Genomic DNA, 14073 nt, shown 5'->3' on the forward strand with positions numbered 1-14073 from the left:
GCTGGGCTAAAGGAAGCGGATGTCGCTGATCTTCCAGGTCTCACCGGACTTCTGGGCGCTCACCAGCAACTGAGCCGCCGCGGACTCGTGCTTGTCCCCCTGCACGATCTGCCGGTCGACGAAGACCAGCAGGCGGGCGGAATCTGGGCGCAGGTCCATCACGCCGATGGACCGGACCGCGGTCGTCAGGACCTGTCCGGTGTCGGCCGCGTGCTTCCTCACCGCCGCGAACTCGGTGTTGTACTGCTGGATCGCGGCGCCGGTCAGCACCTCCTGAGCGGCCCCTGACGTCCGGTCCATCTGCGTGGGGTCGTACGAGAAGACCGTACGCAACGCCCGGCCGACCTGATCGGACACGGCATTCGTGCCGGCCACGTCGACCAGAGCCGTGTTCTCCGGCCCGGGCGAGCGCGCGAAGGAGAACCACAGCGCCGCGCACCCGCACAGGATGATCACGCCGCCGAGGATGCCCGCCAGGGTGGGCTTCATGTCCCCACCACCTCCAGCGCGCTGACCTTCCACCCCGTGCCGGTCCGGGCGAGGTCGACGTCCCACCGGCTGACGCTGGCGGTCGGCTGAGCCCCGTTCTGGCTCACCGAGACCTCGACCGCCGCGATCACGGTGGCCGTGCCGTTGTACGTGTTCATCGTCGTCACAGCGGCACCGACCGGACGCGCAGTGGCGACGGTCTTGGCCGTCAGCGCGACCTGCCGGTCGTTGTCCCGGTTACGGATCAACCGCTCGAGCAACGGCCCGGTCGATGCCTCACGCCAGCGGTCGAAGTCGGCGTCCAGCTTCTGGTAGTCCACTGTGTTCAGGTCGACGACCAGACGCTCGGCCACCGCGAGCACGTTGTCCCGTTGCCCGGCCAGTTCGGTCTCGGCGCTGTGGGCCGAATTCCACCAGCGCCAGCCCGTGAAACCGGCCGCGGCCACCGCCACCACCGCCAGCACGAGCAGGATCCGACCGATCACCTGGGCAAACCTAGCAACTGCCCGATGTTCTGCAAACCCGCGGCGCCGTTGTTCAGCCCGAGCACCCCTGGCAGCCTCGGTGGCGGCGGCGCGGCCGTCCCACCGGGAGGAACCTGCTTGGGAACGCCCGCGAACGGCGCGTTCTGCGACCCACGGACACCGATCGGGCTGTTCGGCGGCTCGGCGCAGTAGGCGTCGCGGTTGACCGGCGTCGGCTCGGTCTGGCTGGCGTTGCGCTGCTTCGTGCCTTCGTAACCCTTCACACACGGTGGCGGGTCGAAGAAGTTGAGCATGATCCCCAGGTGCCCGGTGCCGTCCGGCGCGGTGCTCGGCGTGAACGCCGAGATCACCGGGTAGGCCACCATGAACTGCTCGATCGCGGCCGTCCGGCTGGTCGTGATGGACGTGGTGGTCAGCAGGTTCGCGAACACCACACCGAGATCCGGCCCGGACGTGCGCAGGATGTCCACCACCTGGTCGGCCACGCCGGGCGTGACCTCGATCAGCTTGCGCAGGTCCGGATCGGACGTCTTGAGCTGCTCGGACAGCTTCCGCAGCCCGGAACTGAACGCGAGCAACCGCTGGGCGTCGGCCTGCTGACGCTCCAGCACCGTCCGCCCGGTGCTGAGCAACCCGGTCGTCTGCGGCAGGTGCTGGATCGCGGTGGCGGTGAACTGCCCGGCGGAGTCCAGCAGCAGCTGGAGGTCCTGGCCCGCACCGGCGAACGCCGTGTTCAACTCGTCCACCACGGTCCGCAGCGAGTCGACCGGCACACTCCGAACCAGACCGTCCAGATTGGAGAGCAGGGTGTCCGTCGCGGGCGGAATACTGGTTCGGTCACGAGGAATCACCGATCCGGCCGCGAGATAGGGGCCACGATCGCCGGCCGGTTGGAGATCGACGTACTGCTCGCCGATGGCCGACCGGTTGGCCACGACCGCCTTGGTGTCCGCCGGGATCGAGTGCCCGGACTCCATCACCAGCTCGACGTCCACACCGGAGTCGACCAGATGCATTTCCCCTACCCTGCCAACGGTCACCCCGCGATAGGTGACCTCGGCGTTGGTGAAGATCCCGCCCGAATCAGGCAACTGAACGGTCACCACGTACCCACTGGCACCGAACAACCGGTCCAGCCCGGCATACCGAGCGCCCGCGTACGTCACGGCGACCACCGCGATCACGATGAACACCACGAACCGGAGTTTGACGCCTCGGGTGAGCATCACCCACCTCCCAGCAACGTGCCCAGCAGCCCGGCAAGCGGACTCTGACCAGCAGGCGGTGTTCCGTTCTGCGGCAGCAGATCCGGCAGGATCGGTACCGGGATCGGCAACGGCAGCGGCCCGGTGTTGTCGCCGTACGGCTGGCCAGGCGGCGCCAGCAAGGTCTGTCCCGAGTTGGACAGGTTGTTGATCATCTCGGTGAAGTCGAGGCTGAGCTTGGCGTCCACGTTGAAGTAGTCGCCACGAACCGCGTTCACCGCATACGACGGATACGGGTACGTCACGAGGTACTCCAGCGCGGTCGGGAGTTTGTCCCCGGTCTCGACCAGTTTGCGCAGTGTCGGTTCGAGAAGTTTGAGATCCGCGACCAAATCGGCCTTGCTGCGGTTCACCGTGTCCACGGCCACATCGGACAACGTGTCGAGCGCGGTCAGCATCCCGGTCAGCTGCGTCCGTTGCTGTTCGAGGATCTTCAGGCCCGGCGACAGATTGTCCAAGGCGTTGGTGAGGTTGCCGGTCTGGTCGACCAGCGTGCCCGACAGCTTGGCCAGGCCGTCGATCGCGCGCACGATGTCGTCGCGCTGTCCATCCAAAGTAGACACTATGGTCCGCACGTTGGACAGCAGCTCCCGGATCTGCGTCTCGTTCCCGGACAAAGCGTTGTTGAGCTCGACGACGATCGTGCGCAACTGCTCGACACCGCCACCGTTCAGCAGCATCGAAAGCGCGCCCAGCACCTCTTCGACTTCGGGATTGCGGTTGGTCCGGCTCAGCGGGACGACAGCGCCATCGGCCAGCCGGCCCTGCGGCGGCTCGCCGACAGGCTCACGAAGCTGGACGTACTTCTCCCCCAACAGGCTCGACTGCCTGAGTTCGGCCCCGGCATTGGCGGGCAACGTCACCGAACCGTTGACCACCAGCGTCACCAGCGCCACCTTGTTGTCCGGCGCCAGTTCGATCTTCGCCACCCGGCCGACGGCCACGTCGTTGACCTTCACGCTGGCCTGCGGTACGAGATCCAGCACGTCACCGAACTGAGCGGTGATCTGGTAAGGATGATCCCCGACATCCGCGCCGCCGGGCAGCGGAGTGTTGTACAGCCCGCCGAACCCGCCCTCGGTGCACCCGGCGAGCATCAACGCGACGAGAACCACCGCCCGCTTCATCGGCGCATCACCTCAAGCAGCGGCACCGGCAACGGCGGCAGTGTCCCGTTCTGCAGGGCAGTCAGGGTTTCGGCCACGCTGGGCAGCTTCAACGTGCCGTCCAGAACCGGCGCCAGCTTCTTGCAGATGTCGTTCAGCGTCGCCGGGACAGCCTTGGGCGTGCCCTGCTCGATCAGACGGCACACCATCAGGATCGGCGGGTGCGTCAACTCGTTCAGGTCCGCGCGGACACCGATCGTGCCCGACGCGGCATCGTAGGAGTTGATCAGGTTCGTGGCGCCGACCGGCGCCACGTCCAGGATCTCCGCGATCGCCCCGCGCTGGTCCACCAAGGCCTTGGTCACACCGGTCAGCTTCGCCACATTGGACGCCAGCAGGTCCTTGTTCTCGGCCACGAACGCCTTCACGTCGCCCAGCGCCACCGCCAGCGAGCTCAGCGCCTCCGCGACCTCCGCACGGTCGTCGGCGAGGAACGTGCTCACGTCCGCCAACCGCCCGTAGAACTCGTGCACCGCCTTGTCGCTGTTGGCCAGGGCTTCGGTGAACTTGCCCAGGTTGTCCACGGTGCGGAACAGATCGTCCTTCGACCCGGCCAGGGTCTCCGCGGCGGCGGCCAGTTGCCTGACCGTGTTGTTGAGGTTCTGCCCGTTGCCTTTGAGCGTTCCGGCCAACGTGTCCAGCAGGTCCGAAACCGCACCGTCCTTGTTGGCACCGTGGGGACCTAGGTCGGTCGTCAGCTTGTTCACGCTGGCGTACAGGTCGTCCAGTTCTACCGGGGACGCGGTGTCCGATCGTGGGATGACCGCGCCGGAGGCCATCACCGGGCCATCGGTGTAGGCCGGCGTCAACTGCACGTACCGGTCGCTGACCAACGAAGGCGCGACGATGACGGCCTTCGCCGACGCGGGGACCTGGACGCCCGAGTCGACCAGCATGTCCACTTTGACCTGTTCGCCCTCCGGCTGGACGTCGACGATCTCGCCGACCGGGACGCCGAGGACGCGGACCGCCGATCCTGAGTAGACACCGACGGTCCTGTCGAAGTACGCGGTGACCCGCAGACCACTGGGGGTCCGGAGCAACCACCAGAGGCCGGTCGCCAGGATGAGGCCGAGCACGCAGGCGATGGCGACCGTCCTGGCGGTGTTGAGCTGGCGCTGGGTCCGTACGGTCATCGGCCACCTCCCGAGATCGGCGGCAGGCATCCGTCCGGGTTGATCGTCAGCCCGTTCGTCTTGCCCGGACCGAGGTTGACGTACGGCGGCAGCAGGCCGCACAGATAGCCTTCGAACCAGCGTCCGTTGCCGGTGGTGTTGGTCGAGATCCGGACGAAGGGCGCGAGCGCGGCCAGCCCACGGCTGAGGTTGTCCTGATTGCGTTGCAGCAACGACGTCACCTTTTCCAGCTGCTGCAACACGGGTTTGAGCTGCGTGCGGTTGTCCGCGACCAGGCCGCGCAGCTCGTTCGCCAGTGCCGTGGTGCCTTTGAGCAACTGGGTGATCGCTTCCTTGCGGCGCTGGATCTCGGCGAGCAACAGGTTGCCGTCGGCGATCAGCTTGACGATCTGGTCGTTGCGGCCGGCCAGCGTTCTGGAGACCTGGCTGGTGTTGGCGAGCAGCTCCGCCAACGCCTTGTCCCTGCTCGAAATCGTCTTCGACAGGGCGGACAGGCCGTCGAGCGCACCCCGCATGTGTTCCGGTGTGTCCTTGAACGTGTCGGCGACGACCTTGAAGCTCTCCGCGAGCTTGACCGTGTCCAGGTTGTCCACGGTCGTACTCAGCTCGCCGAGCGCGGAGTTCACGTCGAACGGCGTGGTCGTGCGGGTCCGGGGAATCGGCTCGCCCGGGTCCTGCGAGCCCGGCCCACCGGGCTCCAACGCGAGGTACTTCTCGCCCAGCAGCGTCTTGATCCCGATCGCCGCCCTGGTCTGGTCGCCCAGCCGGACGTCGCGGACCTTGAAGCCGACCCTGACCTGGTTGCCAGCGAGCGCCACCGTGGACACCTCGCCGACCTTCACGCCGGCGATCTGGACCTCGTTGCCGTCGGCGAGGCCGGCCGCCTCGCTGAAGTAGGCGGAGTACGTGGTGCCGGTGCCGATGATCGGCAGGTCGTCGGAGAAGAACACCGCCAGTGTGGACAGCACCAGAACGGCCAGTGTGGACGCGCCGACCACGGCCTGGTTTCTCTCCTTGCGCGGCGACGCGCGTTTCCCAGCGGAGCCGCGGGACAGCACAGCTTTCATGGTCCACACCTCTCCGGCATCTCGGTGGCCGGCACCGGGAGCAGACTCATCTGCAGGTTCAGCCCGGAGATGCCCACGGTCCCGGACATCCGGCACAGGTAGAAGTTCAGCCAGCTGCCATAGCTGACCGTACGGGTGAACGTGTCCGCCCGGTGCTCCAGGCCTTTGAGCATCCCGTCCAGCAACGGTTCCCGCTTGGCCAAGGTCTCCGACAGCGTGCCCAGCAGTGCGATGTCCTGTTTCAGCGGTGGCCGGGCCTGCTGCAACAGCCCTGCTGTGGTGTCGGTGAGCGAGCCGAGTGCCGAGATCGCCTCGCCGATCGGCTGACGGTCCCCGGACAGCCCGGAAACCAGTTGCTGCAGGCTCAGAATCAGGTCCGAGACCTGGTCCGTCCGGCTGTTCACAGTGGACATGACGGTGTTGAGGTTGTCGACGAGCTCGCCGATCACCTTGTCGCGTCCGGCGATCGTGGACGTCAGCGTCGCGGTGTGCCGCAGGATGCCGTCGACCGTGCCGCCTTCGCCCTGCAGCACCTGGACGATCTCGAAGGCGAGCTTGTTGACGTCCTCCGGTTCCAACGCCTGGAACAACGGCTGGAACCCGTTGAACAGCACCGTCAGGTTCAGCGCCGGTTTGGTGCGCTCCACCGGGATCGTGCCGCCCGGTTCCAGCAACTGCGAACTGCCGGTGCCCATGCCCAGCGCCAGGTACCGCTGCCCGACCAGGTTGCGGTACTTCACGGTAGCGGTCGCCGAAGCGGGCAGCCTGCGGCCGGCGTCGATGTCGAACGACACTTCGGCGTACTTGTCCTCGACGACCGACAGCGCCTCGACCGTGCCCACCTTCACCCCGAGGATGCGCACGTCATCACCGATGTTCAGGCCGGACGCGTCGGCGAACCTGGCCTTGTAGGCCGATGTCTCGCCGAAGTTGCTGTTGGCGATGGTCGCGCCGAGCAGCGCGGTCAGCGTGACCGTGACGACGGCGAACACGACCATCTTGATGATCGGTCCGGTGACGTTCCTCATTCGACAGTCACCTCCGCACCTCGGTACACGGGCGCCATGAGGAAACTCGTCCACGTGGGCACGTGCTCCGGCGCGACGCCGAGCTTCGGCGCCAGCAGCACGGACACCAGGTCAAGCTCTTGCTTGGTGTTCTCGACACCGGCGGCCTGCGGTGACGTCGAGCCGGGAATGATCGACGTGGCCCCGGTCTGCCTGGGCGGCGGCGGTTTCGCCGACCCGTCCCTGATCGGTCCGCCCGGCGGGTACTGCGGGAACACCGCGGGCAGCTTGACCTGCTCGTAACAGCGTGGCCCGCGTTTGTCGTCGAACCGCGGAGTGTCCACACCGGGCAGGTACTTGCCGCGGTTTCCGGTGAACTCCAACGTCACCCGCATCATGTTGGGGTGTGCCTGGCCCTTGCCGAACGCCGCCTCGGCATCCGGGACCCGGTCGGCGATCTGCTCCAGCATGCACGGGTACTCGGGTGCGTACTTGGCCAGCACCTCGAGCGTCGGCCGGGACGTGACCACCAGATTGATCAGATTGTTCTTGTTGACCTGGATGAAGTTGCCGAGGTCGACCGACGCGTCGGTCAGTGATCCGAACAGGTTCCGCAGGTTCACCTGCTCGTCCACGATCGTGCGGGTCGTGGTGGTCAGGTCGGACAGCGCCTGCACCAGGTCGGGAGCCGCCCGGGTGAAGGTGCCGGACACCGAAGCAAGCGCTTGGATGTCCGCGGTCAGGTCCGGCAGCGACGGGTTGATCCGCTTGAGGTAGTCGTTGAGCTGCACCAGCGTGTCGCCGAGCTGCTCGCCCCGGCCGTGCAGCGCGGTGGAGATCGAGTTCAGCGTCATCGCCAGCTTCTCCGGTTGCACGGCCTGCAACACCGGCATCACGTTGTTCAGCACACGTTCCAGCTCGATCGCGGCGGAACTGCGGTCCTGCGGGATCACCGATCCCTCGGTCAAGCGCTTGCTCTCCGGCTGTGGTGGCATCTGCAGCGCGACGTACCGCTCGCCGAACAGCGTTTTGGGCAGCAGGCGTGCCGACACGTTCGCCGGGATCACGTCGACCTTCTCCGGCCGCAACGCGAGGTCCAGCACGGCGTGGTCACCCATCGCGCGAATCGACCGGACCTCGCCGACGATCATGCCGCGAACCTTCACGTCCGCGCCCGCACGCATCTGGTTGCCGACGTTGTCGGTCTTCAGGCTGACCATCACCACCGGCGTGAACGCCTTGCGGTACCCGGCGACGGTCAGCCCGAGGAACAACGCGATGATCACCAGGAACAGCAGTCCCAGCAGGTGATACCTCGCGCGCGCGATCATCCGGCTATCCGCACCGTCGTGGTTGATCCCCAGATCGCGAGGCTGAGGAAGAAGTCCAAGATGGACAGCATGACGATCGCCGCCCGCACCGCCCGGCCGACGGCCACCCCGACACCCGCCGGCCCGCCGGAGGCGGTGTAGCCGTAGTAGCAGTGCGTCAGGATCACGACCACGCTGAACACGATCACCTTGAGGAACGACCAGAGCACGTCCTCAGGCGGCAGGAACAGATGGAAGTAGTGGTCATACGTGCCCGCGGACTGGCCGTAGAAGTAGACCGTGACCGCGCGGGAGGCCAGATAGGACGAAAGCAGGCCGACCGCGTACAACGGGATCACCGCGGCGATCCCGGCGAGCACCCGGGTGGTCACCAGGTACGGCATGCTGGGCACGGCCATCGTCTCCAGGGCGTCGATCTCCTCGGAGATCCGCATCGCGCCCAGCTGCGCGGTGAACCCGCAGCCGACCGTCGCCGAGAGCGCCAGCCCCGCGGAAAGCGGCGCCACCTCACGGGTGTTGAAGTACGCCGACAGGAACCCGGTCAGCGCACCGGTGCCGAGCTGGTTGAGTGACGAATAGCCTTGCAGGCCCACGATCGTGCCGGTGAACAGCGTCATCCCGATCATCACGCCGAGCGTGCCGCCGATGACCGCCAACGCGCCGGTGCCGAAGCTGACCTCGGTCAGCAGCCGCAGGACCTCCTTGGAGTAGCGCCGGACGGTGCGCGGCGCCCACAGCAACGCCCTGGTGTAGAACGACAACTGCCTGCCGAGGCGTTCCAGGCCGGTGAACGGGCGCGCGGCGAGGTCCAGGACGGCCCCGCGAGGCTCCTGGTCCCGTGGTCGCACCGCCGTCATCTACAAGCCCTTCGACGGCACGATCCGCAGGTAGATCCCGGTCAGCACCACGTTGATCAGGAACAGCAGCAGGAACGTGATCACCACGGCCTGGTTGACCGCGTCACCGACGCCCTTCGGCCCGGCCGCGGGGTTGAGCCCCCGGTAGGCCGCCACGACCCCGGCGACAAAACCGTACAGCAGCGCTTTGATCTCGCTGATCCACAGGTCCGGCAGTTGCGCCAGCGCGTTGAAACTGGCCAGGTACGCGCCTGGCGTGCCGCCTTGCATGATCACGTTGAAGAAGTAGCCGCCCATCGTGCCGACCACGCTGACCAGGCCGTTGAGCAGCACGGCCACCACCATCGCGGCCAGCACCCTCGGCACGATGAGGCGTTGCACCGGCGACACGCCGAGCACTTCCATCGCGTCGATCTCTTCACGGATCTTGCGGGCGCCGATGTCCGCGCACACCGCCGATCCGCCCGCGCCGGCCACCAGAAGCGCTGTGATCAGCGGACTCGCCTGCTGCACGATCGCCAGCGCGCTGGCCGCGCCGGTGAACGACTGGGCGCCGATCTGCTGGGTCAGCGACCCGAGCTGCAGTGCGATGACCGCGCCGAACGGGATCGCCACCAGTGCCGTCGGCAGGATCGTGACGCTGGCGAAGAACCAGCACTGCTGGATGAACTCGCGGAACTGGAAAGGGCGCTTCGGGATGGCCCGCAGCACTTCCCAGGCGAGCGTCGAGATCCGCCCCACCTGGCGCAGCGCGGCCACGCCAGGGGTTCTGGACCTCTTCGTGGTGGGATTCATAGGACAGTCAAAGTAGAGAGTGTGTGGCCGTCGCGCCACCGTCGGCCACGAATTCCGCTCCAGTGGAGTACGAACTCTCGTCGCTGGCCAGGAACACCTGCAGGTTCGCGATTTCCTCGGGCTGGCCGCATCGGCGCAGCGCCACCCGCTTGCCGACCCTGGTCATGTCGACTTCCGCGCCCCCGGCCGCGTCGCGCACCATCTGGGTGTCGATCACGCCGGGGTGAACGGAGTTCACTCGAATGCCGAGGTGCCCGAGTTCCATCGCGGCCGCCTTCGTCATTCCCCGGATGGCGAACTTGCTGGCGGTGTAGGACGTCAGGAACGGCATGCCGCCAAGGCCTTCCACCGACGACACGTTGATGATCGACCCGCCCTTCGCCTCGGTCAGCGCCGGGATGACCGCCCGCATGCCGAGGAAGCAGCCGATCTGGTTGACCCTGATGACGTGTTCGTACTCGGCCAGTGTCGTGTCGGCGATGGACTTCACGTGCACGATGCCCGCGTTGTTCACCAGCACGTTCAGCGCCCCGAACTCGGTGCGTGTCCGGTCGACCGCGGCCGTCCAGTCGTCTTCGGACGCCACGTCGAGGTGCTGGTACACGGCGGCTTCGCCGAGTTCGGCGGCGAGTTCCTTGCCCTGCTCGTCGAGGATGTCCGCGATGGTGACCTTCGCGCCCTCCTCGACGAACCGCCTCGCCGTCGCCGCGCCCTGGCCCCGCGCGGCCCCGGAGACCAGCGCGACCTTCCCGTCCAGGCGGCCCATCACATCATCGCCTCGGTCAGCGGCATCATCACGGACTTCAGCTCGGTGTACGCCTCGTAGGCCGACCGGCCGCCCTCACGGCCGATCCCGGACTGCTGGTATCCGCCGAACGGCATGTGCGGTTCGACCTGGAATCCGTTGATCCCGATCGATCCCGCCCGGAGCCGCTTGGACACCCGGAAGGCCCGCTGGACTTCTTTGGTGTACACACCGGCGCCCAGGCCGTACTGGGTGTCGTTGGCCAGCCTGATCGCCTCGTCCTCGTCGGAGAACGGCACGACCGCGAGCACCGGGCCGAAGATCTCCTCCTGCGCGATGGTCATCTTGTTGTCGACGTCCGCGAACAACGTCGCCGCGACGAAGTTGCCGTTGCCGAGATCGCCTTCGAGCCGATTCCCGCCCTGGACAAGGCGTGCGCCCTCTTCCTGTCCTTTCTGGATGTACCCGAGCACCCGGTCGAGCTGGCGTTCGTTGATCAGCGGGCTGGCAAGCACGGCGGGGTCGAACGGGTCGCCGTATGCCATGTAGCCGGCGACACCCTGTGCCACGGTGATGAACTCGTCGTACACGTCGCGGTGGACCAGAGCACGGGTCTGCGCGATGCACGCCTGGCCGGACAAGCCCATTGTCACCGTACCCATCGCGGTCGCCGCGGCCAGCGGGACTTCCGCGTCCGCGAAGACGATCGCCGGGCTCTTGCCGCCCAGTTCCATCGAGACGCGCTTGAGTGTTCCCGCCGACGCCTCGACGATCCGCTTGCCGACCGCACGGCTGCCGGTGAAACTCACCTTGTCGACAAGCGGATGCGTGATCAGCGCTTCGCCGGTCGGGTCGCCCGGCCCGGTGACGACGTTGACCACGCCTTCGGGCAGGCCCGCTTCCAGCAGCAACTCGACCAGTCTGAGCACGGAGAAGCTCGCGTACTCCGACGGCTTGAGCACCACAGTGCACCCGGCGGCCAGCGCGGGCCCGAGTTTCTGGGCGAACAACAGGAAAGGCGCGTTCCACGGCAGGATCGCGGCCACCACACCGATCGGCTCGCGGAACGTCACGGCGAGTTTGTCGCCGCCCTGGTAGCCAGGGAACGTCTCGCCGCCCGCCTTGTCGATCCAGCCCGCGTGGTGGTCGAAGACGTCGGCCGCGACCGTGACGCTGGCGGCGTAGATGTTGCCGAACGTCTTGGGCACGCCGTTGTCCAGCGCCAGCAGCGAGAGCAGTTCGTCGCTGTGTTCGCGCAGCAAGGCGCTGAACCTGTGCATCACGCGGACTCGTTCGCCGACCGTGGATCGCGGCCACGGGCCTTCGTCGAACGCCTTGCGCGCCGCCTTCACCGCGGCGTCGACGTCCTCGGCGGTGGCGACGGCGAACCTGCCGATCTCCTCGCGGGTGGCCGGATGCCGGTGTGTCCACGTGACACCGTCGCCGCTGGCCCGCCACTGTCCGCCGACGAGCAGCAATCCGTCCTTGAGGCCCACCTCGTCGCGGTGCGCGAGCATGCTGAGCGCCATGACACTCCTTCTAGGACAGTGTTCGATCAGAAGCGGACATCGTTACAACCTCAGTGTTTCCGTGCACGCGAAGGTTCTCTCCGGATCGCGTGTCCCGAACGTCGTGGTGAGATCGCCGAAGCTGGTGAACGTCCGCTCGACGGTCGGCGCGGCCATCAGCGCGACCATCCCGCCGTGCACGACGAACACCTGGCCGTTGATCTTCTCCGCCTCAGGTGAGGCCAGGTAGGCGACGAACTCGCCGACGTGGTCCGGGGACAACGGGTCGTCGCCGTCCGGGGCCTCGCCGAAGACGTTGGCGGTCATCGATGTTCTGGCACGCGGGCAGATCGCGTTCGCGCGGACGCCGTACTTGGCCAGCGATCGGGCACTGGTCAGCGTCAACGCGGTGATCCCGCCTTTGGCGGCGGCGTAGTTCGGCTGGCCTTCCGAGCCGAGCAGGAAGGCCTCCGACGCGGTGTTGACGATCCGCGCGTACACCGGCGCACCGGCCTCTTTGGACTGGGCACGCCAGTACGCGGCGGCGTTGCGCGACAGCAGGAAGTGCCCGCGCAGGTGGACCTTGATGACCAGATCCCATTCGTCGTCGGACATGCCGAACAGCATCCGGTCCCTGAGCACGCCCGCGTTGTTGACCAGGATGTGCAGTCCGCCGAACCGTTCGACGGCGGTGTTCGTCAACGCGTCCGCGATGTCCCTTTCGGACACGTCACCCCGCACGAACGCCGCTTTGCCGCCGAGTTCCTCGATCTCCACCAGCACATCGGAGTCGGCGACGTCCCCGAGCACCAGGTCCGCGCCCGCCTTCGCGAGCGCGATCGCCTCGGCGCGGCCGAGTCCGGCGGCGGCGCCGGTGACCACCGCGACCTTTCCCTCCAGTGGCCTAGTCAAAGGTCACGACCTGCCTGATCAGGGTTCCGCCGCGGAGCGCCTGCAGGCCGTCGTTGATGTCGGCCAGCGTGATCCGGCGGCTGATCATGCCTTCGATGTCCAGCCTGCCCGCCTTCCACAGGTCGAGCATCCGCCGGTAGTCCCGGCGGATGGTGGCCGAGCCGTAGAACGAGCCCAGAATCCGTTTCTCGTGCAGGAACAGCTCCTGCGCGCTGAACTGGACCATCTGGTCGGCGCGGCCGGCGCCGACGACGACCACCGTGCCGCCCCGGCGGGCGACGTCGAAGGCGTTGCGGATCGTGACCGGAGCACCCACCACGTCGAAGGCGTAGTCGAAGCCCTCGCTGGCGGTCAGTTGCGCGTTGAGTTCCTGCAGGCCCTCCGGCGTGGTCGCGTGGGTGGCGCCGAAACGCTTTGCCACGTCGTGCTTTTCCACCAACGGGTCGACCGCCACGATGGTCGACGCGCCGGCGACTCGTGCGCCCTGGATGGTGGAGATGCCGACGCCACCGCATCCGATCACCACGACCCGTGCGCCCGGTTCCACCCTGGCGGTGTTGATCACGGCGCCGACACCGGTCAGCACCCCGCAGGCGACCAGCGCGGCGATCTCGAACGGCACGTCGTCGTCGATCTTGACGGCGCCCTCGCGGGGCACGACGAGTTCCTCGGCGAACGTGCCGAGCCCGGCGAACCCGAACAACGGCTGTTCGCCCGCTTTGAACCGGGGCTCCATGAACGCCTTGATCGCGTGCACACCGCACAGGTGCGGCTGGCCGCGGAAGCACGCCGGGCAGTTGCCGCACGGCGGGACGAACGAGACGACAACGTGGTCACCTGGCGCCAGATCTGTGACGGCGGAACCCACCTCGACGACTTCCCCCGCGCCTTCGTGCCCGACGATCCCCGGGGCCAGCGCGGGCAGCGTGCCGTTCATGGCCGACAGGTCGCTGTGGCAGATTCCCGTTGCCCTGACCCGAATCCGTACCTGGTGCGGCTCCGGATCGATGGTCGTGACGTCGTCGCGGAGTTCGAGCTTGTCGTCCCCGATCGCGTTCAGCACGGCTGCCTTCACGGCTCACTCCTCATCGAGCGCGGGTGCGTTGCCGCTCACACTAGAATAGGTTCTCAAAGGTGACAAGGCCGTCAACCAGGCGAATCAGCCGAAGTTCGGTAACAGGTTCTAAGTGGAATGACCGTCGCGTTCACCCGGTTAACGACATTCCCGCGGGCAAGGTGACGGCCAACCTCGGCTACTTGGTCATCACGGCATGGCCGGTCTATGGTGAACTAGAACGTGTTCCACTCCT

Annotated in this window: 14 protein-coding genes; all 14 read right to left on the bottom strand. The window is 67.1% G+C overall.

Features of this window, described 5'->3' with window-relative positions; genetic code table 11:
- Positions 1–6 precede the first annotated feature (6 nt).
- The 14 genes from GC106_RS02740 to GC106_RS02805 are packed head-to-tail and all read right to left on the bottom strand — an operon-like array spanning position 7 to position 13838.
- A complete protein-coding gene (locus GC106_RS02740) occupies positions 7–489 on the bottom strand; it encodes a hypothetical protein (RefSeq protein WP_173123932.1) in 483 nt (160 codons plus the stop codon).
- Positions 486–974, bottom strand: a complete 489-nt coding sequence (locus tag GC106_RS02745) for an Rv1363c family protein (protein ID WP_173123934.1) — start codon at positions 972–974, stop codon at positions 486–488. Before GC106_RS02745 ends, GC106_RS02740 begins: the two co-directional genes overlap by 4 nt.
- A complete protein-coding gene (locus GC106_RS02750) occupies positions 971–2200 on the bottom strand; it encodes an MCE family protein (protein ID WP_173123936.1) in 1230 nt (409 codons plus the stop codon). Before GC106_RS02750 ends, GC106_RS02745 begins: the two co-directional genes overlap by 4 nt.
- Complete coding sequence (locus GC106_RS02755) at positions 2200–3366, bottom strand: MCE family protein (RefSeq protein WP_173123938.1); 1167 nt, start codon at positions 3364–3366, stop codon at positions 2200–2202. The genes GC106_RS02750 and GC106_RS02755 overlap by 1 nt, the downstream gene beginning before the upstream one ends.
- The gene (locus GC106_RS02760; protein ID WP_173123940.1) at positions 3363–4541 is read right to left on the bottom strand and encodes an MCE family protein; all 1179 of its coding nucleotides are present in this window, start codon (positions 4539–4541) and stop codon (positions 3363–3365) included. The genes GC106_RS02755 and GC106_RS02760 overlap by 4 nt, the downstream gene beginning before the upstream one ends.
- Positions 4538–5608, bottom strand: a complete 1071-nt coding sequence (locus GC106_RS02765) for an MCE family protein (RefSeq protein WP_173123942.1) — start codon at positions 5606–5608, stop codon at positions 4538–4540. Before GC106_RS02765 ends, GC106_RS02760 begins: the two co-directional genes overlap by 4 nt.
- On the bottom strand, positions 5605–6636 hold the full coding sequence (locus GC106_RS02770; protein ID WP_173123944.1) for an MCE family protein: 1032 nt from the start codon (positions 6634–6636) through the stop codon (positions 5605–5607). The genes GC106_RS02765 and GC106_RS02770 overlap by 4 nt, the downstream gene beginning before the upstream one ends.
- Positions 6633–7946, bottom strand: coding sequence for an MCE family protein (locus GC106_RS02775; RefSeq protein ID WP_173123946.1), 1314 nt, complete (start codon positions 7944–7946; stop codon positions 6633–6635). Before GC106_RS02775 ends, GC106_RS02770 begins: the two co-directional genes overlap by 4 nt.
- A complete protein-coding gene (locus GC106_RS02780; protein ID WP_173123948.1) occupies positions 7943–8803 on the bottom strand; it encodes an MlaE family ABC transporter permease in 861 nt (286 codons plus the stop codon). The genes GC106_RS02775 and GC106_RS02780 overlap by 4 nt, the downstream gene beginning before the upstream one ends.
- Positions 8804–9598, bottom strand: coding sequence for an MlaE family ABC transporter permease (locus tag GC106_RS02785; protein ID WP_173123950.1), 795 nt, complete (start codon positions 9596–9598; stop codon positions 8804–8806). It lies immediately after the preceding gene.
- A 7-nt stretch (positions 9599–9605) separates the two neighbouring features.
- On the bottom strand, positions 9606–10364 hold the full coding sequence (locus tag GC106_RS02790; RefSeq protein ID WP_173123952.1) for a glucose 1-dehydrogenase: 759 nt from the start codon (positions 10362–10364) through the stop codon (positions 9606–9608).
- Positions 10364–11872 carry an aldehyde dehydrogenase family protein gene (locus GC106_RS02795; protein WP_173123954.1) on the bottom strand — a complete coding sequence of 503 codons (1509 nt, stop codon included), beginning with the start codon at positions 11870–11872 and terminating at the stop codon, positions 10364–10366. Before GC106_RS02795 ends, GC106_RS02790 begins: the two co-directional genes overlap by 1 nt.
- Positions 11873–11914: 42 nt before the next feature.
- On the bottom strand, positions 11915–12763 hold the full coding sequence (locus GC106_RS02800) for a 3-oxoacyl-ACP reductase (RefSeq protein ID WP_173123956.1): 849 nt from the start codon (positions 12761–12763) through the stop codon (positions 11915–11917).
- The gene (locus GC106_RS02805; RefSeq protein WP_173123958.1) at positions 12756–13838 is read right to left on the bottom strand and encodes a zinc-binding dehydrogenase; all 1083 of its coding nucleotides are present in this window, start codon (positions 13836–13838) and stop codon (positions 12756–12758) included. The genes GC106_RS02800 and GC106_RS02805 overlap by 8 nt, the downstream gene beginning before the upstream one ends.
- Between the last annotated feature and the right edge of the window lie 235 nt (positions 13839–14073).

The sequence above is a fragment of the Kibdelosporangium persicum genome, assembly GCF_013280595.1.
Classification (GTDB): Bacteria; Actinomycetota; Actinomycetes; order Mycobacteriales; family Pseudonocardiaceae; genus Kibdelosporangium; species Kibdelosporangium persicum.

Coding starts and splice junctions, on each gene's coding strand:
- GC106_RS02740 (WP_173123932.1), bottom strand. CDS start 489: ATGAAGCCCACCCTGGCGGGCATCCTCGGCGGCGTGATCATCCTGTGC.
- GC106_RS02775 (WP_173123946.1), bottom strand. CDS start 7,946: ATGATCGCGCGCGCGAGGTATCACCTGCTGGGACTGCTGTTCCTGGTG.
- GC106_RS02750 (WP_173123936.1), bottom strand. CDS start 2,200: ATGCTCACCCGAGGCGTCAAACTCCGGTTCGTGGTGTTCATCGTGATC.
- GC106_RS02760 (WP_173123940.1), bottom strand. CDS start 4,541: ATGACCGTACGGACCCAGCGCCAGCTCAACACCGCCAGGACGGTCGCC.
- GC106_RS02765 (WP_173123942.1), bottom strand. CDS start 5,608: ATGAAAGCTGTGCTGTCCCGCGGCTCCGCTGGGAAACGCGCGTCGCCG.
- GC106_RS02785 (WP_173123950.1), bottom strand. CDS start 9,598: ATGAATCCCACCACGAAGAGGTCCAGAACCCCTGGCGTGGCCGCGCTG.
- GC106_RS02770 (WP_173123944.1), bottom strand. CDS start 6,636: ATGAGGAACGTCACCGGACCGATCATCAAGATGGTCGTGTTCGCCGTC.
- GC106_RS02795 (WP_173123954.1), bottom strand. CDS start 11,872: ATGGCGCTCAGCATGCTCGCGCACCGCGACGAGGTGGGCCTCAAGGAC.
- GC106_RS02780 (WP_173123948.1), bottom strand. CDS start 8,803: ATGACGGCGGTGCGACCACGGGACCAGGAGCCTCGCGGGGCCGTCCTG.
- GC106_RS02790 (WP_173123952.1), bottom strand. CDS start 10,364: ATGGGCCGCCTGGACGGGAAGGTCGCGCTGGTCTCCGGGGCCGCGCGG.
- GC106_RS02755 (WP_173123938.1), bottom strand. CDS start 3,366: ATGAAGCGGGCGGTGGTTCTCGTCGCGTTGATGCTCGCCGGGTGCACC.